Source organism: Pseudoduganella aquatica (genome assembly GCF_009857595.1).
GTDB classification, from domain to species: domain Bacteria; phylum Pseudomonadota; class Gammaproteobacteria; order Burkholderiales; family Burkholderiaceae_D; genus Rugamonas; species Rugamonas aquatica_A.
This window is the reverse complement of sequence record NZ_WWCU01000062.1, coordinates 1-18,441: the sequence shown is the minus strand read 5'-3', so window position 1 is coordinate 18,441 and position 18,441 is coordinate 1. Positions and strand designations below refer to the sequence as shown.

The 18,441-nt window shown below is 66.6% G+C and carries 17 protein-coding genes, 1 rRNA gene and 1 riboswitch; of the genes, 3 read left to right on the top strand and 15 right to left on the bottom strand.

The genetic code is table 11. The features are described 5' to 3' along the window. Nucleotides 1–5: 5 nt before the first annotated feature. The 3 genes from rrf (at nt 6) to GTP77_RS28490 (ending at nt 2,819) form a co-directional block, all read left to right on the top strand. Nucleotides 6–118, top strand: a 5S ribosomal RNA gene (rrf, locus tag GTP77_RS28500). 143 nt (nt 119–261) lie between these two features. Further along, complete coding sequence (locus GTP77_RS28495) at nt 262–1,602, top strand: L,D-transpeptidase Cds6 family protein (protein WP_161075530.1); 1,341 nt, start codon at nt 262–264, stop codon at nt 1,600–1,602. Between the two features lie 59 nt (nt 1,603–1,661). Then, a complete protein-coding gene (locus GTP77_RS28490) occupies nt 1,662–2,819 on the top strand; it encodes a L,D-transpeptidase family protein (RefSeq protein ID WP_187358885.1) in 1,158 nt (385 codons plus the stop codon). Here the strand turns inward: GTP77_RS28490 and GTP77_RS28485 are convergent, their stop codons facing one another. From GTP77_RS28485 to cobT, 15 genes are all read right to left on the bottom strand, one after another. Further along, nucleotides 2,820–4,229, bottom strand: a complete 1,410-nt coding sequence (locus tag GTP77_RS28485) for a DHA2 family efflux MFS transporter permease subunit (RefSeq protein WP_161075533.1) — start codon at nt 4,227–4,229, stop codon at nt 2,820–2,822. 11 nt (nt 4,230–4,240) lie between these two features. Next, complete coding sequence (gene bluB, locus GTP77_RS28480) at nt 4,241–4,921, bottom strand: 5,6-dimethylbenzimidazole synthase (protein ID WP_187358884.1); 681 nt, start codon at nt 4,919–4,921, stop codon at nt 4,241–4,243. Continuing rightward, nucleotides 4,918–6,396 (bottom strand): cobyric acid synthase, encoded by a 1,479-nt coding sequence (locus tag GTP77_RS28475; RefSeq protein WP_161075531.1) that lies wholly within the window; start codon nt 6,394–6,396, stop codon nt 4,918–4,920. Before GTP77_RS28475 ends, bluB begins: the two co-directional genes overlap by 4 nt. A gap of 14 nt (nt 6,397–6,410) precedes the next feature. After that, on the bottom strand, nt 6,411–7,307 hold the full coding sequence (locus GTP77_RS28470) for a cobalamin-binding protein (protein ID WP_161075528.1): 897 nt from the start codon (nt 7,305–7,307) through the stop codon (nt 6,411–6,413). Then, nucleotides 7,304–8,302: a threonine-phosphate decarboxylase CobD gene (gene cobD / locus GTP77_RS28465; RefSeq protein WP_161075527.1), complete on the bottom strand. Its 999-nt coding sequence runs from the start codon at nt 8,300–8,302 to the stop codon at nt 7,304–7,306. The genes GTP77_RS28470 and cobD overlap by 4 nt, the downstream gene beginning before the upstream one ends. Further along, nucleotides 8,295–9,263 (bottom strand): adenosylcobinamide-phosphate synthase CbiB, encoded by a 969-nt coding sequence (gene cbiB / locus GTP77_RS28460; protein ID WP_161075526.1) that lies wholly within the window; start codon nt 9,261–9,263, stop codon nt 8,295–8,297. The genes cobD and cbiB overlap by 8 nt, the downstream gene beginning before the upstream one ends. Then, nucleotides 9,257–9,814: a bifunctional adenosylcobinamide kinase/adenosylcobinamide-phosphate guanylyltransferase gene (cobU, locus tag GTP77_RS28455; protein ID WP_161075525.1), complete on the bottom strand. Its 558-nt coding sequence runs from the start codon at nt 9,812–9,814 to the stop codon at nt 9,257–9,259. Before cobU ends, cbiB begins: the two co-directional genes overlap by 7 nt. Continuing rightward, complete coding sequence (locus tag GTP77_RS28450) at nt 9,811–11,139, bottom strand: cobyrinic acid a,c-diamide synthase CobB (protein WP_161075524.1); 1,329 nt, start codon at nt 11,137–11,139, stop codon at nt 9,811–9,813. Before GTP77_RS28450 ends, cobU begins: the two co-directional genes overlap by 4 nt. Then, nucleotides 11,133–11,777, bottom strand: coding sequence for a cob(I)yrinic acid a,c-diamide adenosyltransferase (gene cobO, locus GTP77_RS28445; RefSeq protein WP_161075523.1), 645 nt, complete (start codon nt 11,775–11,777; stop codon nt 11,133–11,135). The genes GTP77_RS28450 and cobO overlap by 7 nt, the downstream gene beginning before the upstream one ends. Continuing rightward, on the bottom strand, nt 11,774–12,547 hold the full coding sequence (locus GTP77_RS28440) for an ABC transporter ATP-binding protein (RefSeq protein ID WP_161075522.1): 774 nt from the start codon (nt 12,545–12,547) through the stop codon (nt 11,774–11,776). The genes cobO and GTP77_RS28440 overlap by 4 nt, the downstream gene beginning before the upstream one ends. Beyond that, nucleotides 12,544–13,566 (bottom strand): FecCD family ABC transporter permease, encoded by a 1,023-nt coding sequence (locus tag GTP77_RS28435; protein WP_161075521.1) that lies wholly within the window; start codon nt 13,564–13,566, stop codon nt 12,544–12,546. The genes GTP77_RS28440 and GTP77_RS28435 overlap by 4 nt, the downstream gene beginning before the upstream one ends. A gap of 17 nt (nt 13,567–13,583) precedes the next feature. Continuing rightward, on the bottom strand, nt 13,584–15,458 hold the full coding sequence (locus GTP77_RS28430; RefSeq protein WP_161075520.1) for a TonB-dependent receptor plug domain-containing protein: 1,875 nt from the start codon (nt 15,456–15,458) through the stop codon (nt 13,584–13,586). Nucleotides 15,459–15,524: 66 nt separating this feature from the next. After that, nucleotides 15,525–15,753: riboswitch (cobalamin riboswitch) on the bottom strand. Between the two features lie 5 nt (nt 15,754–15,758). After that, on the bottom strand, nt 15,759–16,334 hold the full coding sequence (locus tag GTP77_RS28425; RefSeq protein ID WP_161075519.1) for a histidine phosphatase family protein: 576 nt from the start codon (nt 16,332–16,334) through the stop codon (nt 15,759–15,761). After that, nucleotides 16,334–17,116, bottom strand: coding sequence for an adenosylcobinamide-GDP ribazoletransferase (locus GTP77_RS28420; protein ID WP_161075518.1), 783 nt, complete (start codon nt 17,114–17,116; stop codon nt 16,334–16,336). Before GTP77_RS28420 ends, GTP77_RS28425 begins: the two co-directional genes overlap by 1 nt. A gap of 12 nt (nt 17,117–17,128) precedes the next feature. Further along, a complete protein-coding gene (gene cobT, locus GTP77_RS28415; RefSeq protein ID WP_161075517.1) occupies nt 17,129–18,154 on the bottom strand; it encodes a nicotinate-nucleotide--dimethylbenzimidazole phosphoribosyltransferase in 1,026 nt (341 codons plus the stop codon). Between the last annotated feature and the right edge of the window lie 287 nt (nt 18,155–18,441).

Genomic DNA, 18,441 nt, shown 5'->3' with positions numbered 1-18,441 from the left:
CAAAGCCTGATGACCATAGCAAATCGGTCCCACCCCTTCCCATCCCGAACAGGACCGTGAAACGATTTTGCGCCGATGATAGTGCTGCAACCAGTGTGAAAGTAGGTTATCGTCAGGCTAGTTATAAGAAAAACCCCGCTAAGTGATCTTGGCGGGGTTTTTTGCTTTTCCAGTCCGTTGCGTGTGGCAAGTTGGTAACCAACGGTTTTGAGTTGCGGCAACATTCGGTGTACCATGTTCGCTTTCCTCTCCGAGACTTCGATGATAGTGAAGACCGCCCCCAACACGCTCCGCCGTGCCGTAGGTAACGTCTGCGCCGGCGCTGGTCTGCTTGCCGCGCTGCTGGCAACGCCCGCCTTTGCCGACGAACTGGCCGACGTGACCAAGCTGCTGCGTGCTGGCAAGGCGAGCGAGGCGCTGGCCCGCACCAACGCCTTCCTGGCCAAGAACCCGGCCGATCCGCAGATGCGCTTTATGAAGGGCGTGCTGCTGACTGAGCAGAACAAGTCGGACGAGGCGATCGCCATCTTCACCAAGCTCACCGAGGACTACAAAGACCTGCCGGAACCGTACAACAACCTGGCCGTGCTGTATGCCGCCAGCGGCCAGTACGACAAGGCGCGCGTGGCGCTGGAGAAGGCGATCCGCACCAATCCAAGTTATATGACGGCCTATGAAAACCTGGGCGACGTCTACGGCAAGCTGGCCAGCCAGGCATATGACAAGGCGCTGGCACTGGGCAACGGCGCGCCGCCGGCCACCTCCAAACTCACGCTGCTGCGCACGTTCTCGAGCAGCACCGGCAGCAAGGTCAGCGTGAGCGTGCCGGACGCGCCGGCCGTCGCTGCGGCGCGCACTGCGCCGCCTGCGGTGGCCGCCGCCGCGGCGCCCGCGAGCAGCGTCAAGCTGGTATCGCAAATACCTGAACAGCCAAAAACTGCACCCCTGCAGCGCATTCCGTCGATGGCGGTGGCGCCGCAGACCGCACCGGCGGCCGCGAAGCCGGCGCCGGCTCCCGTAGCTGCACCATCGCCAGTGGCTGTCGCCGCAGTGCCGGCCAAGCCTGTCCCCGCTCCGGCTCCAGCCATTGCCGCACCGGCAAAAGCTCCGGCTCCGGCCCCTGTCGTTGCTGCCGCGCCGGCCAAGCCTGTACCTGCGCCTGTTGTAGCCGCCGCGCCTGCGAAACCTGCACCAGCGCCTGCTCCGGTGGCGGCTGCGACTGTGGCAGCTGCCGCAGCAGCCAAACCGGCCGCCGGCAACGCCGAACGCGACGAAGTGCTGAGCCGCGTGAATGGCTGGGCCAAGGCCTGGGCCACGCAGGATGTGAACGGCTATCTCGGTTACTATAGCAATGAGTTCACGCCGCCAAAAGGCGCATCGCGCAAGGCGTGGGCGGATGAACGCCGCGCGCGTATCGAAGGCAAGGGCCGCATCCGCGTTGAAGTCAACGCGCCGCAAGTGGTCATTACCGGCGACACCGCCAAGGTCACCTTCCGCCAGGTGTATGAGTCGGATCGCCTGTCGGCGAACAGCCGCAAGACCCTGGTCATGGTGAAGCACGGCGGAAAATGGCAGATCAAGCAGGAATCGTCGGGTAGCTGATGTCTTATTTTGAAGTCAGGTTGGGCCGGTTGGCGCGCGGATTGTTTTGCGCCGCTCTGATGTTGGCATCGGGTGGGAGCAGCGCCGCCCGAAAGCAGCAGGCCGCGCCTGCGGCCAAACCCGAACCCGAGCAGATGCTGGTCGAGATCTACAAGGACCTGGCTGAAAACCATCTGCGCGACGCGCAAGCCAAGGCCGATGCGCTGGTGGCGGCCTATCCCACCTTCCACCTCGGCCATCTGGTGCGCGGCGACCTGCTGCTGATGCACACGCGCCCGGTCGTCAACCTGGGCGTTGCCTCCAGCAAGGAAGCGGAAGCGCGCCTGCAGGACCTGCGCCGCGAAGCCGCTGCGCGTCTGCGCGCCGAAACCAAGCCCGCCGAACAGCTGCAGCCGCGCGCGCTGCTCCAGCTGCGCAAGGACCAGCGCCACGCGCTGATCGTGGACGCCAAGCGTTCCCGGGTCTATCTCTATGAAAACCGCAACGGCGAAATCCGCTACGTCAACGACTACTATTTCAGCCAGGGCAAGCTGGGCGTGAACAAGGTCAAGGAAGGCGATATGCGCACGCCGGTGGGGGTGTACTACATCTCGGGCCGCCTGTCCGGCGCCAAGCTGCCGGACTTCTACGGCAAGGGCGCGCTGCCGCTGGATTACCCGAATTCCTGGGACAGGCTGAACGGCCGCAGCGGTTCGGGCATCTGGATACACGGCGTGCCGCCGGAGACTTTCAGCCGCGCGCCGCTGTCGACCGACGGTTGCGTGGTGGTCAGCAACGACGACCTGCAAAAGCTGAGCCGCATTGTGGAGGTGGGCAAGACCCCCATCCTGATCGGCGACCAGGTGGAATTCGTCAAGCCCAGCGTGCGCGAAGACGACCGCAAGCTGGCCGACTCGCTGCTGGAAGCCTGGCGCCGCGACGCCGAACGCCGCGACAGCGACCAGCTGCGCACCCACTATTCGGCGCGCTTCAAGTCCATCAACGACGAGAACGCGGACGCCTGGATCACGCGCCAGCAATTCCTTCCCGGCGCCAAGCGCGTACATGTGGCTTTGCAGGACACCAGCCACTTCCGCCAGCCCAGCCACGAAGAAATCATCATCAGCACGTTTACGCAGCAGACCGCAGTCGGCAAATTCCACCACTCGGTGCGCCTGCGCCAGTACTGGGCGCGCGAAGGCGCGCAGTGGAAGATCGTTTCCGAATCCGTGCTGTAATCAGGCCGCGTTTTTCGCCAGCCCCTCGCCGTCGCTGCGGCGCAAAGTCCAGAACGTGAGCGAGGACAGCGCCGTCAGCACCGCCAGCGTAAAGAAGGCGTGATGCAGGGCGCTGGTCAGCGCCACCTTGTCCGTCTGCGGCAAGTCTCCCAGATACCAGCCCGCGATCAGCGATCCGCAGGCCAGGCCAAAACTCATCGACAACTGCTGCAGCGAACTGGCGATGGTGCTGGCCATGCTGCTGTCGGCGCCTTCGATGTCGGCATAGGCAATGCTGTTCATGCTGGAGAACTGCAGCGAATTGAAAAAGCCCAGGCACAGGCCGATGGCCACGATGGCGTACAGCGGCGTGCCCGGTCCCACGAATGTGTACATGGCGATGGTGCAGCCGATCAGCAGCGTGTTCACGATCAGCACATGGCGGTAGCCGAAGCGCGCCAGCACGCGCGTGGAAATAAACTTCATGCCCATGGCGGCGGCGGCGGACGGCATCATCAGCAAGCCCGATTGCCAGGCCGGCAGGCCCAGGCCAAGCTGGTACAGCAGCGGCAGCAGGAAAGGCAGGCCGCCTATGCCCAGGCGCGTGACGAAGCCGCCCAGCACCGACACGCGGAAGGTGCGCACGCGCAGCAGCGCCAGGCGCAGCAGGGGATAGGGCGCCTGGCTGGCGTGCCAGCCGTAGGCGGCCAGCAGGCTGCATGAAATAAGCAGCAGCACCGCCGCCGAGGTGGGGTCGATCTTGTGTTCGCCGAACACCTCCAGCAGCCATGACAGCAGCGCCACGCCGGTGCCGAACAGCACCAGGCCTATCAGGTCGAGGGGGCGCTGAACTTCCGCGCGGTAGTCGGGCAGATGGCGCCACGCCAGGTAGACGGCGGCCAGGCCCACCGGCACGTTGATGAAGAAGATTTCGCGCCACGACAGCCAGTGCACGATCAACCCGCCCACCGTGGGGCCGAGCAGGGGACCGATCAGTGCGGGGATGATGACGAAGTTCATGGCCGCCAGCAGCTCGGCCTTGGGGAAGGTGCGGATAATGGCAATGCGGCCGACCGGCATCATCATCGCCGCGCCCAGTCCTTGCAGCAGCCGCGCCGCCACCAGCATGGGCGAATTGACGGACAGGCCGCACAGCACCGAGGCGATGGTGAAGATGGTGATGGCGCTCATGAACACGCGCCGGGTGCCGTAGCGGTCCGCCATCCACCCGCTGATGGGTATGGCCACCGCCAAGCTGAGGATGTAGCTGGTGACCACCGCCTTGAGGCTGAGCGGCGTCACGTGCAGGCTGGCCGCCATGCTGGGAATGGCGGTGTTGACGATGGTGGAGTCGAGCTGCTCCATGAACAGCGTGGTCGCCACCACCCAGGGCAGATAGCGTTTGGTCGAGGAGTTGGCGGAACTGGTCATACGCCTGATTGTCACACAATCTGCTGTTGCGCGCCCCAGTTGTCCTCATACAGGATCTGCTGCACGGGCATGCGCTGGTCCCAGCGCTCCAGTTCCAGCATGGGGGCGCGGTAAAACTCCTCCACCCGGCCCACGCACAGCACGGCGATGGGCTGGCTGCCCTCCGGCATGCCGCACACTTCGCGCAGGCGCTGCGGGTCGAACAGCGACACCCAGCCCGCGCCTATGCCTTCGGCGCGCGCGGCCAGCCAGAAGTTCTGGATGGCGCAGGAGGCGGACGCCAGGTCCATCTCCGGCATGGTGCGGCGGCCGAACACAAAGCGCTCGCGCCGGTCGATCAGGCCCACCACCAGCACTTCCGCGCAGGCCAGGATGCCTTCCACCTTGAGCCGCATGAATTCCTCGGCGCGCTGGCCCAGCGCTTCGGCGGTGAGCTTGCGCTCGTCGTCCACCAGCTGGTGGATCTGCGCGCGCAGCGCGGGGGAGGCGATGCGGATGAAGCGCCACGGCTGCATCAGGCCTACGCTGGGGCCGTTGTGGGCCGCCGCGATAAAGCGCTCCAGCTGGCCCGCTTCCAGCGGCCCCGGTTTGAAATGGCGCACGTCGCGCCGCTCGCGGATGGCGCGGTAGACGCCGTCGATCTGCGCTTGCGGGAAGGCGTGCGGACTGGCGGACTGTATCTCCTCGTTCATTTGGCATCCTGCTTGGGCTGCTCTGCCAGCGCCACCAGGGCGTCCAGCAGCGGCCGGCTGGCGGCGGCGATGCGGTCCAGGCTTGCTTCGCGCAGCGCGGACGTGTCCACGCGGTGCTCGCTTTGCAGGCCGGCCCATTTCAGCAGGGCGGCGCAAGCCTGCGGCGCGTCGAACAGGCCGTGCAGATAGGTGCCGAGTATCTGGCCGTCCGGTGAGCACGCGCCTTCCGGCCGGCCGTCGATGCGGAAGGCGGGACGGGAGAGCGCAGGCCCGTCGGACACGCCCATGTGGATTTCGTAGCCGCTTACGGCGTCGTGCATCGCTTCTTGCGCGAAGGCGCAAGTGCCTGTTACTTGCACCAGGCGCTTGTCCGCCGTCAGGCTGGTATGCATGGCGAGCAGGCCCAGGCCAGGCGAGCGTCCGGGTGCGCCCTCGATGCCCAGCGCGTCGCTGACGTCTTGCCCCAGCATCTGGAAGCCGCCGCAAATGCCGATCACCTTGCCGCCGTAGCGCAAATGGCGTTCGATCACGGCCGGCCAGCCTTGCGCGCGCAGCCATTCCAGGTCGGCACGGGTGTTTTTGCTGCCGGGGATAATGATCAGGTCCGCCGGCGGTATCTCTTCGCCCTGGCGCACGAAGCGCAGGTCCACGTCCGGATGGGCGCGTAGCGCGTCGAAGTCCGTGTGGTTGCTCATGCGGGGCAGGCTGGGCACCACGATGCGGAAGGCGCCGCGCGAGGCTTGCACCGGCTGAACCGCATCCTCGGCGTCCAGGAACAGGCCATGCAGATAGGGCAGCACGGCCAGCACCGGCTTGCCGGTTTGCTGCTCCAGCCAGTCCAGGCCCGGCTCCAGCAATTTGATGTCACCCCGGAAGCGGTTGATGACGAAGCCTATAGTGCGGTCACGCTCGCTCTGCGACAGGCAGGACAGCGTGCCGACGATGTGGGCGAATACGCCGCCCCGGTCGATGTCGGCCACCAGCACCACGGGGCAGTCCACCGCTTCCGCAAAGCCCATGTTGGCAATGTCGCGGTCGCGCAGGTTGATCTCGGCCGGGCTGCCCGCGCCTTCCACCACCACCGCCTCGTACTGTTCCGACAGCCGCGCGTGCGATTCCAGCACAGCGCTCATGGCGATGGTTTTGTACTGGTGGTAGTCGCGCGCATTCATCTCCGCGCGCACCTTGCCGTGGATGACCACTTGCGCGCCGGTGTCGCTGGAGGGCTTGAGCAGCACCGGGTTCATATCGGTGTGCGGCGCCAGGCCGGCGGCGATGGCTTGCAGCGCCTGCGCGCGGCCGATCTCGCCGCCGTCCGCAGTGACGGCGCTGTTAAGCGCCATGTTCTGCGGCTTGAACGGCGCCACGCGCACGCCGTCCTGTTTCAGCAGGCGGCACAGGGCCGCCACCACGGTGCTTTTGCCGGCGTCCGAGGTGCAGCCCTGCACCATCAGGGTTTTGTAAGGGAAGACCATCAGAGGTTCATCCATCACTTCGGCCTGTGCTGGCGCGCCTGTTCCAGCTTTTCGCACAGCATGGCCGTGCCCTGGATCATGCGCGGACCCGAGCGGTTCAGCAGGTGGCCGTCGACGGTGAACAGGTTGTCGTTCTTCACCGCCAACAGGGTTTTGTAGGGGCGCCACAGGTTCACGCCGCCGTAGTTCTTTTCGGCGGTGGCAAATACTGCTTCCGGGTCTTCGCGCAGCACGCCTTCGATGTCGACCACCGGGGCGGTGATTTTCAGACCGGCGAAAATGTTCACGCCGCTGCATACGCGCATGGCGTCGGAAACGATATGGCTGCCGCTCAGGGTGTACAGCGGCTTGTCCCACACCTGGTAGAACACGCGCACGGGCGGGCGTTTCGCGTATTGCGCGGTGAGGGCACCGAGCTTGTCGCGCCATTCGGCGGCGACTTTCCCGGCCACGGCTTCGGTGCCGAGCAGTTTGCCCATGCGCTCGATATTGTCTGGAATGTCAGCCAGCTTTTTCGGTTCGCTGTGGAACAGCGGTATGCCGAGCTGTCGCAGGGTTTCGATCTGACGCTCGGAGCTGCCGTGCATCCAGATCACGATCAGGTCCGGCTTCAGCGACGCGATGCGTTCCATGTCCACCTGGCGGTTATCGCCGATGTTGGGGATCTTCTTGGCCGCCTCGGGGTAGTCGCTATAGGTGACGGTGCCGACGATCTTGTCGCCGCCTCCCGCCGCGAACAGCAGCTCGGTGACGTGCGGCGCCATTGCGATCACGCGTTGGGCGGGCTTTTGCAGGGTGACGGGCTTGCCGTCGTCGTCGTTGACGGTGATGGCGGCGAAAGCTGGAAGTGCGGTCAACGCGGCGGCGGACGCGAACGCCAGGCCGGCCAGTGTGCTCAGGAGTTTATTCATGGTTTTTCCTTGGTCCATAAGGTGAGTGCCAGTTCGAGGCGCTGCCAGCCTGCTTCGTCCGGCGGCAGGCCGAGGCGGATGCCGCGCGCTGCTTTGCTAAAGAGGCGCACCCAGATGCCTTGCCGCGCCATGTGTTCGTGAAAGTCTTCCGCGCGCGCTTCGGGCCACCACTGGAACAGCGCGCTGCCGCTGGAGCGGATGCCGTGCGCGGCCAGCAGGTTTTGCAAACGCTGGCCGCCGGCGCGCAGCTGCTCGCGCATGCGTTCCTGCCAGGCGCTGTCCTGCAAGGCGGCGAGGGCCACTTGCTGGGCGGGGCCGCTGACGGTCCAGGGGCCAAGCAGATTGGCCAGCGCGTCCAGCAGCGCAGGCTGGGCTGCCACAAAGCCGAGCCGCAGCCCGGCCAGGCCGAAGAATTTTCCGACCGAGCGCAGCACGATCAGGCCTTCCGGCGTGGCGGAGCTCGCGCCCTGGCTGGCGGCGCTGGCTTGCGCCCCGGTGTCGCCAAAGGCTTCGTCCACTATCAGCCAGCCGCCACGCGCGGAGAGCCGGGCGGCCCAGTCCAGCAGCTGCCCGCGCGGTACGGTGGCGCCGGTTGGGTTGTTCGGGTTGACGACCACCATCACGTCGCATTCGGCCACGGCGGCGTCCAGGGCATCGTATGGCACTTGCCGCAGCGTGTGGCCGTGCTGCGCCCAATGGTGGGCGTGCTCCGCGTAGGAGGGGGCCGTCACCACAACGCGAGAGGGAAGGCGCAGGCGGGGCAGGGCCTGGATTGCCGCTTGCGTGCCGGCCACGGGCAGCATTTGCGGCGCGCCGTAATAGGCTTGCGCCGCCAGCGCGAGCGCGGGATCCGGCTCGGGAAGGCGGTGCCACGCATTGTTGGCGATGGCTGGCGCTGGATACCACTCGGGATTGATGCCGGTGGAGAGGTCGAGCCAGTCGTCGCGTCCGTAGCGCTGAGCGGCCTCGCGCAGATTGCCGCCGTGTTCAAGCATGCTGGCCTCCTGCAAGAGAGATAGCCATGGCAATGGCTGCAGCCACGGCCAGCCAGAGCGCGGTGGTGCGCGCAACCAGTTGCCAGGCGCGCTGGATGTCCGCGCCTTGCGCTGCGGCGCCGCTGCCCAGCGGCGGACGCTGTTCCGTTTCGCCGTCATACACCGCCGCACCGCCGAGCGCGAGTCCAAGCGCGCCTGCACCGCTGGACATGACAGGGCCTGCGTTCGGGCTGCTCCATGCCGGCGCCTGCGTGCGCCAGCAGCGCCAGGCCAGGCGCTTGCCCGCCAGCGTAGGCGCCAGCAGCACATAGGACAGAGCGGTAAGGCGCGCAGGGATGTAGTTCAGCGCATCGTCTATGCGTGCGGCGGCACAGCCGAATTGCAGGAAGCGCGCATTGCGGTAGCCCCACATGGCGTCCAGCGTGTTCGCAAGGCGGAACAGCACCGCGCCGGGGCCGCCGGCGACAGCGAACCAGAACAGCGTGCCGAACACCGCGTCGTTGCCATTTTCGAGCAGCGATTCGGTGCTGGCCTTGGCCAGGTCGGCCGGCGTGGCGTTGGCCGTGTCGCGGCTGACGATGCGCGAGGTGAGGTGGCGCGCGGTTGGCAGGTCGCCTGCCGCAAGTGCTGCGGCGATAGGCAGATTGTGGTCGCGCAGGCTGCGCAGGCCTATGCAGAAGTACAGCATCAATGCGTGCAGCATCAGGGCGATGCCGCCGGCAGCGGGAATCCGGGTGGCGCCCCAGGCCAGCAGCGTGAGCGGCACCACCGCCAGCAGCCAGGCCAGCACGCCGCGCGGGAAGCGCAAGCCGCCCCGGTTCAGGCGGCGTTCAATGGTGTTCGCCAGTTTGCCGAAGCCGACCAGCGGATGCCAGCGCGGCGTTTCACCCAGCAGCAGGTCGAGCGCCACGCCCGCCGCGAGCAGCAGTGCGATGGCGGCGGCGCCCAGGCCCATCAGCATGGCGCGCCTTTCAGCACCAGCGGCAGCCCGGCGGCCACGAACACGGCGAGGCCGCATGCGGCGGCCACGGCCTGGTTCAGGCGTCCGGCTTCGTCGGTGAAGGCGCGCGAAACGGCGCCGTAGGGAACAATGCCCATGCCTACTTCGTTCGACACCAGCACGATGTCGCCCGCTGCCTGCTCCAGCACGGCCAGCAGCGCGGCGCGCTCGGTGTGGAAGCGCTCGGGCAGCGTTATCTGGCCCACGTCCGGATACTGCGTGCCGCCGTCGAACATCAGGTTGCTGAGCCACAGCGTCAGGCAGTCGACCAGCACCAGGCGGTGCGGCGCGCACCACTGCCGCAGTGCTGCGGCGAGGGCCAGCGGCTCTTCAACGGTGGTCCATATAGCAGGACGCTGGCGCTGGTGGTGGGCGATGCGGACCGCCATTTCGCCGTCCCCGGCGCGGGCCGTGGCGATATACACCACTTCCTTGCCGGAGCCGATGGCAAGCTGCTCCGCATACGCGCTCTTGCCGGAGCGCGCGCCTCCTAACACCAGCGTGCACGTCATGCTGCGCTCCGCGTGAACATGGCCGCCACTGCGGCTGGGTTGGACGGGAAGTAGGCGTGGAAGTAGGACGCCGTCAGCGAACCGAGTTGGTAGACGGCTTCGCCGTCCACGCCGGACGGATGCTTGACCGTGCGCGCGGCCGGCGGCAGCGGGGTTTCCATGGACGAGTAATGGAAGGTGTGGCCGCGCAGTACGCCGTGCGGCGTTGGCATGCCTTGCGAGCCCAGGCCGGCCAGGCGCGCCTGCATGGCGACGCGGCCCGGCAGCAGCGCCGCCATATTCCATACCGCGCCCGCCTTGTCGGCCAGCGTCTCGGCCAGCGCCATCATGCCGCCGCACTCCGCCACGATGGGCGTGCCGTCGCGGTGCGCGGCGCGTATCGATTCCTGCCAGCGTTGCGCATAGGCCAGCTTTTCCGCATGCAGCTCGGGATAGCCGCCGGGCAGGTAGACCGCGTCCGCGTCGGCAGGCACAGGTTCGTCCGCCAGCGGGGAGAAGAATTCCAGCGTGGCGCCCAGTTCTGCGAGGGTTTCCAGGTTGGCCGGATACAGGAACATGAAGGCGGCATCGCGCGCGATGGCTACCTTGCGGCCTGCCAGCGGGCGCGCGTCCGGCGCCGGCGCCTCGCTTGCGGCGAGCGCGTCGCCCAGTTCCAGGCGCGTGCTGCGCAGGTTGCTCCACGCCGCCTCGTCAAAACTGAGCTGGTCCGCCAGCTGGTCCAGCATCTCGTCGATGCCTTCCACTTCGGACGGCAGCACCAGGCCCAGATGGCGCTCCGGCAGCGAACGCGCCTGCTTGGGCAGCGTGGCGAACAGCGGAATGTCGCGCAGCGACGCCGCCACCATGGCCGCGTGGCCCGGGCTGGCGACGCGGTTGGCGATCACGCCCGCCATGTCCACCGGTCCGTAGTCGCGCAAGCCGTGCACCAGCGCGCCGGCGGTCTGCGCCATGGAGCCGGCGTCGATCACCGCCATTACCGGCACGCCGAATTCGCGCGCCAGGTCGGCCGATGACGGCGAGCCGTCGTACAAACCCATCACGCCTTCGATCAGGATCACGTCCGCCTCCAGAGCCGCCTGCGCCAGCTGCGCGCGGCACGCTTCGCGGCCCACGATCCACAAGTCCAGCGACTTTACGGGCGCGCCGCTCGCGCGCTCCAGCAGCATGGGGTCGATAAAGTCAGGCCCGCATTTGAACACGCGCACGGTGCGGCCCATTTTGGTCAGCTTGCGCGCCAGCGCCGCCGTGGCGGTGGTCTTGCCCTGGCCGGAGGCCACTGCGGCCACCAGCACCACGGCCGCGTTGATGTGGGACGACGTTACCATTCCGTGCCCGCCTGCGCGCCTATGCCCACCTTGAAGGCGTGCTTCACCACGTTCATCTCGGTCACGGTGTCCGCCACGTCGATCAGTTCCTGCGGCGCGCCGCGCCCGGTAATGACGACGTGCTGCATGGCCGGCCGCTCCAGCAGATCGGCGATGACGGTGTTCACGTCCAGGTAGCGGTACTTCAGTGCGATGTTCAGTTCATCCAGCACCACCAGGCCCACTGCGGGATCGGCCAGGAAGCGCTTGGCCTGCTCCCACGCCTGCTCCGCTTTTTCGATGTCGCGCTCGCGGTTCTGGGTTTCCCAGGTATAGCCCTCGCCCATGGAGTGGAAGCTCACTTCTTCCGGGAAGCGGCGCAGGAACATCTCCTCGCCGGTCTGCATCGCGCCCTTGATGAACTGGACCACGCCCACTTTCATGCCGTGGCCCATGGCGCGCACCGCCATGCCGAAGCCGGACGAGCTCTTGCCCTTGCCGTTGCCGGTGTTGACGATGACGATGCCGATCTGCTTGTCCGCCGCCGCGATCTTGGCGTCGATGATGGCCTTCTTGCGCTCCATGCGCACGCGGTGGCGTTCGTTCAGTGCGTCCAGGTCGTTGCTGGTGTTATCGGTGTTGCCGGTATTGTCGCTCATGCGATTGCTTCTTTCGGTATGAAGATGTGGCGCTGGCCGTGCCGGATCACGTCGATCGGGTGGCCCAGGTAGTCGCTCAGGATGTCCGGCTGCATCACGTCCGCCACCGGCCCGGCCAGCCAGCGGCCGTCGCCCATCAGCAGCAGGGCGTGGGTGGAGACGCTGTGCGCCAGCGTCAAGTCATGGCCGACCATCACCACGGTTTTATGTTGTTCGCGGCACAGCTGGGACAGCAGGCGCATCACGCTGACCTGGTGCGCCAGGTCCAGCGCGTTGGCCGGTTCGTCCAGCAGCAGCAGCGGCGTGTCCTGCGCCAGCATGGCGGCAATGGCCACGCGCTGGCGCTCGCCGCCGGACAGCGTGCGCACATTGCGCTCCGCCAGCTCCGCCACTTCCATGGCCGCCAGCGCGTCCATGGCCAGGCGGTGGTCACCGGTGTTTTCCCAATAGCGGTCGCCGTGGTAGGGGTGGCGCGCCGACAGCACGGTCTCAATCACGCTGTAGGCAAAAGCGTCGTTGCGCGACTGGGCCAGGAAGGCGCGCTCGCGCGCCAGTTCGGCCAGCGGCCAGTCCGGCAGGCTGCGGCCCTGGATGGACACGCCGCCTTCATCGGCCGGGATCAGCCCCGCCAGCGTGCGCAGCAGGGTGCTCTTGCCGGCGCCGTTGCGGCCGATCACGCTCCAGCATTCGCCGTCGCGCACCTGCCAGTCCAGCCGGTCGACCAGCATGCGCGCGCCGATGCGCAGCGTCAGTTGATGGGTGGCGATCATTTTTGCAGCCTGTGAAGTTGGTACAGGAAGACCGGTGTGCCGATCAGCGCGGTCACCACGCCCACCGGCAGCTGAAGCGGCGCGAACAGGGTGCGGGCCAGGGTGTCGGCCAGCACCAGGTAGCCGCCGCCGGTCAGCATCGCAGCCGGGATCAGCACGCGGTGGTCGGGGCCGAATGCGAAGCGGCAGGCGTGCGGCACGATCAGGCCCACAAAGCCCACGCTGCCCGCATTGGTGACGGCGCTGGCGGTCAGCAGGGCGGACACGAAGAAGAGTCCTTTGCGCAGCGCACCCACATTGACCCCCAGCGTTACGGCCGCCTCGGCGTGCAGCGCCATCACGTTGATGGCGCGCGCGCTGCGCAGTGCGAACAGGGTGCCGCCGGCCAGCACGATCCAGGGTATCCAGCGCATCGGCGCGCCTGCCAGGTCGCCGATCAGCCAGAACACCATGGTGCGCAAGCGGCTTTCGGGGGCGATCGACAGCATCAGCGTAATCAGCGCCGTGCAGGCCGCCGTCAGGATCACGCCGGTCAGCAGCAGCAGGGCGGTGCCGCCTTCGGCCGCCGCGCCGCTGCGCATGTCGCGCCGCGCCAGGAAGTACAGCATCATGGACACCGCCACGGCGCCGCCGAAGGCCGCCGCATCCACCACCCAGGCCGCGCACATGAACAGCATGGCCGCCAGCGCGCCCACCGCTGCACCGGACGAAATGCCCAGCACGTAGGGGTCGGCCAGCGGATTGCGCAGCAATGCCTGCATCATCACGCCCGCCAGGGACAGCGCCGCGCCGGTGACAAACGCCGTCAGCGCGCGGCTGCCGCGCAGGTCGAGCAGGGTGGCGGCCAGGCTGTTGGCCTGGCCGTTCCACAGCTGACCCAGCGCGCCCGGAATGTCGGACAGCGGAATGTGAACCGAGCCGGTCACGCCGGAAAACAGCAGGCTGGCGATGACGAACAGCAGCAGCCCGCCGGTGATGGCGGCTGCTCGCGTGCGCAGGTTGCGAGAGTGTGGATGCATGGGCCTTTTTCGTACCTTTATTTAATGCCGTAACGCAGAGCGGCAAAGAACTTGGCGCCTGGCGTGGCGTAGTTGCGCGCCACTTCGTAGTTTTTGTCGGTGACGTTGTTCCAGCGCGCCAGCACGGACCAGTCGCGCGTGAACTGCCAGGTGGCGTACAGGTTCAGCAGGCTGTAGCCGCCCAGGCGGCGGGCGTTGGCCGCGTCGTCGAAGCGGTTGCCGGACACTTGCAGCTCGGCGCCGGCGGCCACTGCACCGCTGGCGTATTCTACGCTGGCGTTGCCGTGTTTTTTCGCGCGGCGCGCCAGCGATTTGCCGGTGGTCTCGTCTTTCGGGTCCTGCCAGTCGGCGTTGCCTGCCACGGTGAACGCGCCCAGGCGGCGGCTTGCGCTCAGCGACACGCCTTCCAGCATGGCGTGGTTGACGTTGTAGGCGCAGCTGCCCTTGCGTGCCGGGTCCGGGCATGGCGTGGTGGTCACCAGCATGTCGGTCAGCTTGTTGCGGTAGATGCTGGCGCCGAACTCGGTCACGCCGTCGTCGTAATGCAGGCCCGCTTCGGCGTTGCGGCCTTGTTCCGGCTTGTTGTTCTCGTAGCCGAAGCCCGGGTAGTAAAGCTCATTGAAGGTCGGCGCGCGGAAGCTGGTGGCGTAGCTGGCGCTGGCGCGCAGCGCGTTGCTGAAGCGGTAGCCGTAGCCGGCCGAGCCGGTGGTCTTGGTGCCGTACTGCGAGCTGTCGTCCGCGCGCAGGCCGAAGGTGGCCAGGTGAGCGCCGCGCTTCAGGCTGTAGGCGCCGGCGTAGGAATCGGTCTTGCGGACCTTGCCCAGCGCAGGCGTGGTACCGGACACCACCTCTTCTTCGCGGTGGCCGAACAGCACTTGCAGGGTGTCTTCGCCGATGCGGATGTCATTCTGCCAGGTGGCGTCGGTCTGCTTGCTTTCGATGCGGCTGTAGGCGCTGGCCACGCCGGTGTCGGAGACCGAGGTGTCTTCTGCCTTGGCCACTTGCACGGTGCTGTGCCAGTTGGCTGCCAGCTGGTTCTTGCTGAACACGCCGATGTTGGACAGCTTGGTCTGGCTGCGCGTGTCGTAGCGGCTGGCGCCGCTGTCGAACTGGCCGTCGGTGCGGCTGTTCAGGAAAACCAGGCCCAGGTCATGGCCCTTGGCGACCTGGAAGCCGAACTGGCCGGAGGTGCTTACGCGGTCGTAGCCATCGTCGTCGGCGTTGTAGCTGGTGCTGCCAGGCTTGGTGGCGGAGAAGCCGTCCGATTTTTCCTTGCCGGCGCTGAGCGCGTAGCTGAAGCTGTTGTCTTCTGCGGTGGCGCCGAAGATGCTGGCGTCAAATTTGCGCGTCTTGTCGCTGCCGGCGCCGAGCGAGGCCGACACGGTCTGCGGGCCTGCGCCCTTTTTCGTGAAGATCTGTATGACGCCGCCTATGGCGTCGGCGCCATACAGGGAGCTCATGGGGCCGTAGACGATTTCAACGCGGTCGATCGCCTGCAGCGGAATGCCGGACCAGCTGGCCGTGCCGGACGACAGGGAGCCGATGCGCACGCCGTCCACCAGCACCACGGTCTGGTTGGCGTTGGCGCCGCGCAGGAACACGCTGGAATTGGTGCCGGGGCCGCCGTTGCGGGAGATCTCGATGCCGCGCTGGCGCTGCAGCAGGTCGGTGATGGAGCCGGCGCCGGAGCGCGCGATTTCTTCCGCGCCCAGGGTGACGATGTCGCTCAGCACGTCGCGCTGCAGCTGCGGCGAGCGGGTGGCGGTGACGATCACGCTGTCTGGGGTGATGGTCTGGGCGTGGGCAGGCGCGGCAACAGTCATCGAGGCGGCCATAGGAATAGCCAGCGCAAGCGACGTGGCGGCCGCATGCCGGATTACAGGAGAGCTCATATTATTTCTTTGTATAGTATGCAACCAGCCTACTTCCCCGTGGGCTGGATTGAACAGATGCGCGCAGCGCATCCACCTGCTTTGGCCGGTATCCGGGCTCGCAAGTTGAACTGTCTCACCTTCCCATGCAAAGCACAGTGGTCTTAAGGAGGCAGCTTGTCGCTGTGGGCGACACTTGTTTACCGTTGCGGGGGCAGCACACGTTGGCCGTTTTCCTTGTGGGGAGCGGCGTCGTGTTTCCCGTTTAACTGCGCGCATGGACATGCGCGCGGGCACCAAAACGCCGCCATTATATCGGCTTCAGGCGACAGCTTCCAAAATGACAGTTTCGCCGTAGGCGATTTTGTGCGGGGCGGCGGCCGCCCGCAGCGCGATTTCTTCGAGAGGGAGGCCGGTTTTCAGGCCCGCTTCAAGCGCCACCAGCACGCGGATGGTGCCGGCATGGCAGATGATGGCGGCTTGCTGGTGCTGGTCCTCGTGCTGGCGCTGGTCCAGCAGCTCCGCCCTGAACGCCGCCACGCGCGCCGCCACTTGCAGCACGTTTTCCCCGCCACCGGGACGGTAGTTCGCGAGGTCCGCCGCCCAGGCATCCACCTCGGCGCGCGGAATATCGTCCCAGCTGCGCAGCTCCCAGGCGCCGAAATCCATTTCGGCCAGGCGCGCGTCCAGCGTATGGGCGCCAAGGCGGCCTGCCAGCACAGCGCAGCGCTGCAAAGGACTGGCGTAGACAGGCGTCCCGGGAGGAATGCTGGCGCTGGCCAGCAGCGCGGTGTGCACGCGCACGATATCGTCCGGCGCTGCTGGCAGGTCGCTGCTGCCGTAGCAAACGCCCGGCGCCACCAGCGGTTGCGGATGGCGTACCAGGATCAGGCGCATCAAGCTTGCCATCCGCCGTGGCCCAGCCCGGCCAGCACGCAGAGATAGATCAGCACTTCGGCAAGTTGCTGCACCGCGCCCAGGCAGTCGCCCGTATAGCCGCCGATGCGGCGCTTGAATTTGCGGCCCAGCCAGACGGCGGCGGCCAGCGCCGCCAGCGTTGCCGCGCCTATGGAAAGCCAGGGCAGCCATCCCATCCAGCCGATGAGCGCCGCAGGCAGCGCGGCGCAGGCACACGCAATGCTGAATTCCGCACCGCTCATTTCCTGCGCCATGGGCTTGGCCTTGCCCTCGGCGCGCGCGTATTCCATGCGCCAGATCAGCGAGGTGGCGGCTAGCCGGGAAAGCGGATGCGCAAGGAACAGCGCGGCCACCGCCACGGCGGGCGGCAGCATGGCCAGCGCCGTGCACTTCACCGCCAGCAGGCAGATGGTGCCGATGGCGCCATAAGCGCCTATGCGCGAGTCCTTCATGATCTCAAGCACGCGCTCGGGCGTCATGCCGCCGCCAAAGCCGTCGCACATATCGGCAAAGCCGTCTTCATGGAAGGCGCCGGTGGCGTAGATGCCGGCCGCCGTCGCCAGCAGCACCGCCACCGGAGCGGGAAAGACCCAAGCCGCCGCCGCATACACCGCCGCAGCGATGGCCGCCACCACCAGCCCCACGAGCGGGAAGTAGCGCGACGCATGGTGCAGCCAGGATGGCTCAAAGCCCACCCAGCGCGGAATGGGCAGGCGCGTGAAGAACTGCAGCGCGATAAAGAACAGGCGGAGCTGATGCATGGCGGCGCGGATTTACTCTGACTTCTCGCTGACCTGAGCCGACTCAAAGGTCGCCATCTGGTTCACGAAATTCACCGCCGCATGCAGCAGCGGCAGGGCCAGCGCGCTGCCGGTGCCTTCGCCCAGGCGCAGGCCCAGGTTCAGCAGCGGACGCGCGCCCAGGTTCTCCAGCATCAGCTTATGGCCGCTTTCGTCGGAGCAGTGCGCGAACACGCAGTAGTCGAGAATCGCAGGCTGCAGGCGCGCCGCAACCAGCAGCGCGCTGGTGACGATAAAGCCGTCGATCAGCAGTACCTTGCGCAGCTCGGCCGCCTTCAGCATGGCGCCCGCCATCATGGCGATCTCGAATCCCCCAAACGCCGCCAGCGCTTCCAGCGGCGCGGTGGTGCCGGCATGTTTTTCGGCCGCCGCTTCGATAACGCGCTGCTTGTGCAGTACGCCGCCGGCGGACAAGCCCGTGCCCGCGCCCACGCATTGCGCCGCAGGGATGCCGGTCAGCCTGTGCATCAGCGCGGCGGCGGCAGTGGTGTTCCCTATGCCCATCTCCCCGAAGCCCAGCACATTGCCCGGCAGGCCCGCAGCGAGCGCTTTGCCGTGCTCCAGCGCGATGGCGCATTGCTCCGCCGTCATGGCCGGCTCCTGCGCAAAGTTGCGCGTGCCGTGCGCCACCTTGCGGTCGTGCAGGCCGCCGCGCGGGCCGAAGTCATGGTTCACGCCCGCGTCCACCACGTGCAGCGCGCAGCCCATCTGTTTTGCAAACACATTGATCGCCGCGCCCTCGGCCAGGAAGTTCTCCACCATCTGCCAGGTCACGTCCTGCGGATAGGCGGACACGCCTTCCGCCACCACGCCGTGATCGCCCGCGAAAACCAGGATGGCAGGTTCTACTATAGAGAGTGCCGTCGTGCCCTGGATCAGGCCGATTTGTTTGGCCAGCGTCTCCAGCACGCCCAGGCTGCCGAGCGGCTTGGTCTTGTTGTTGACAGCGCGCTCCAGCGCGGCGGACAGGTCGGGATTGGCGGTAGGGGAGATGGTCATATATTGCTGAGAGAAGGAAACGAGATGCGATGGTACAGCTTGGCCTTGCGGAACGCGAGTAGCTTTGCTATAGTTCTGTCCCCGCGCTGCTGAACATACGCAGCGTAGGAAAGTAGGAAAATGAGGGGTTGACGGTTTAAACGAAACGCCTCATAATCTTGCCTCTCTGCTGCTGAACAAAACGCTTCAGCAAGTAACGCAGAATTCTTTAAAAATTAACAGTCGATAAGTGTGGGCGTTTGATGATGATGCCGGAGGCGCAAGCCTCTTAGCTCAAATTATTAAAC

What these genes read in the sequence shown, in the direction of transcription:
- GTP77_RS28490 (WP_187358885.1), top strand. Translation starts at nt 1,662, where the DNA reads ATGTTGGCATCGGGTGGGAGCAGCGCCGCCCGAAAGCAGCAGGCCGCG.
- cobD (WP_161075527.1), bottom strand. Translation starts at nt 8,302, where the DNA reads ATGCTTGAACACGGCGGCAATCTGCGCGAGGCCGCTCAGCGCTACGGA.
- GTP77_RS28495 (WP_161075530.1), top strand. Translation starts at nt 262, where the DNA reads ATGATAGTGAAGACCGCCCCCAACACGCTCCGCCGTGCCGTAGGTAAC.
- GTP77_RS28435 (WP_161075521.1), bottom strand. Translation starts at nt 13,566, where the DNA reads ATGCATCCACACTCTCGCAACCTGCGCACGCGAGCAGCCGCCATCACC.
- GTP77_RS28440 (WP_161075522.1), bottom strand. Translation starts at nt 12,547, where the DNA reads ATGATCGCCACCCATCAACTGACGCTGCGCATCGGCGCGCGCATGCTG.
- GTP77_RS28420 (WP_161075518.1), bottom strand. Translation starts at nt 17,116, where the DNA reads ATGCATCAGCTCCGCCTGTTCTTTATCGCGCTGCAGTTCTTCACGCGC.
- GTP77_RS28475 (WP_161075531.1), bottom strand. Translation starts at nt 6,396, where the DNA reads ATGGTCTTCCCTTACAAAACCCTGATGGTGCAGGGCTGCACCTCGGAC.
- cobT (WP_161075517.1), bottom strand. Translation starts at nt 18,154, where the DNA reads ATGACCATCTCCCCTACCGCCAATCCCGACCTGTCCGCCGCGCTGGAG.
- bluB (WP_187358884.1), bottom strand. Translation starts at nt 4,921, where the DNA reads ATGAACGAGGAGATACAGTCCGCCAGTCCGCACGCCTTCCCGCAAGCG.
- cbiB (WP_161075526.1), bottom strand. Translation starts at nt 9,263, where the DNA reads ATGCTGATGGGCCTGGGCGCCGCCGCCATCGCACTGCTGCTCGCGGCG.
- GTP77_RS28485 (WP_161075533.1), bottom strand. Translation starts at nt 4,229, where the DNA reads ATGACCAGTTCCGCCAACTCCTCGACCAAACGCTATCTGCCCTGGGTG.
- cobO (WP_161075523.1), bottom strand. Translation starts at nt 11,777, where the DNA reads ATGAGCGACAATACCGGCAACACCGATAACACCAGCAACGACCTGGAC.
- GTP77_RS28425 (WP_161075519.1), bottom strand. Translation starts at nt 16,334, where the DNA reads ATGCGCCTGATCCTGGTACGCCATCCGCAACCGCTGGTGGCGCCGGGC.
- GTP77_RS28470 (WP_161075528.1), bottom strand. Translation starts at nt 7,307, where the DNA reads ATGAATAAACTCCTGAGCACACTGGCCGGCCTGGCGTTCGCGTCCGCC.
- GTP77_RS28430 (WP_161075520.1), bottom strand. Translation starts at nt 15,458, where the DNA reads ATGAGCTCTCCTGTAATCCGGCATGCGGCCGCCACGTCGCTTGCGCTG.
- cobU (WP_161075525.1), bottom strand. Translation starts at nt 9,814, where the DNA reads ATGACGTGCACGCTGGTGTTAGGAGGCGCGCGCTCCGGCAAGAGCGCG.
- GTP77_RS28450 (WP_161075524.1), bottom strand. Translation starts at nt 11,139, where the DNA reads ATGGTAACGTCGTCCCACATCAACGCGGCCGTGGTGCTGGTGGCCGCA.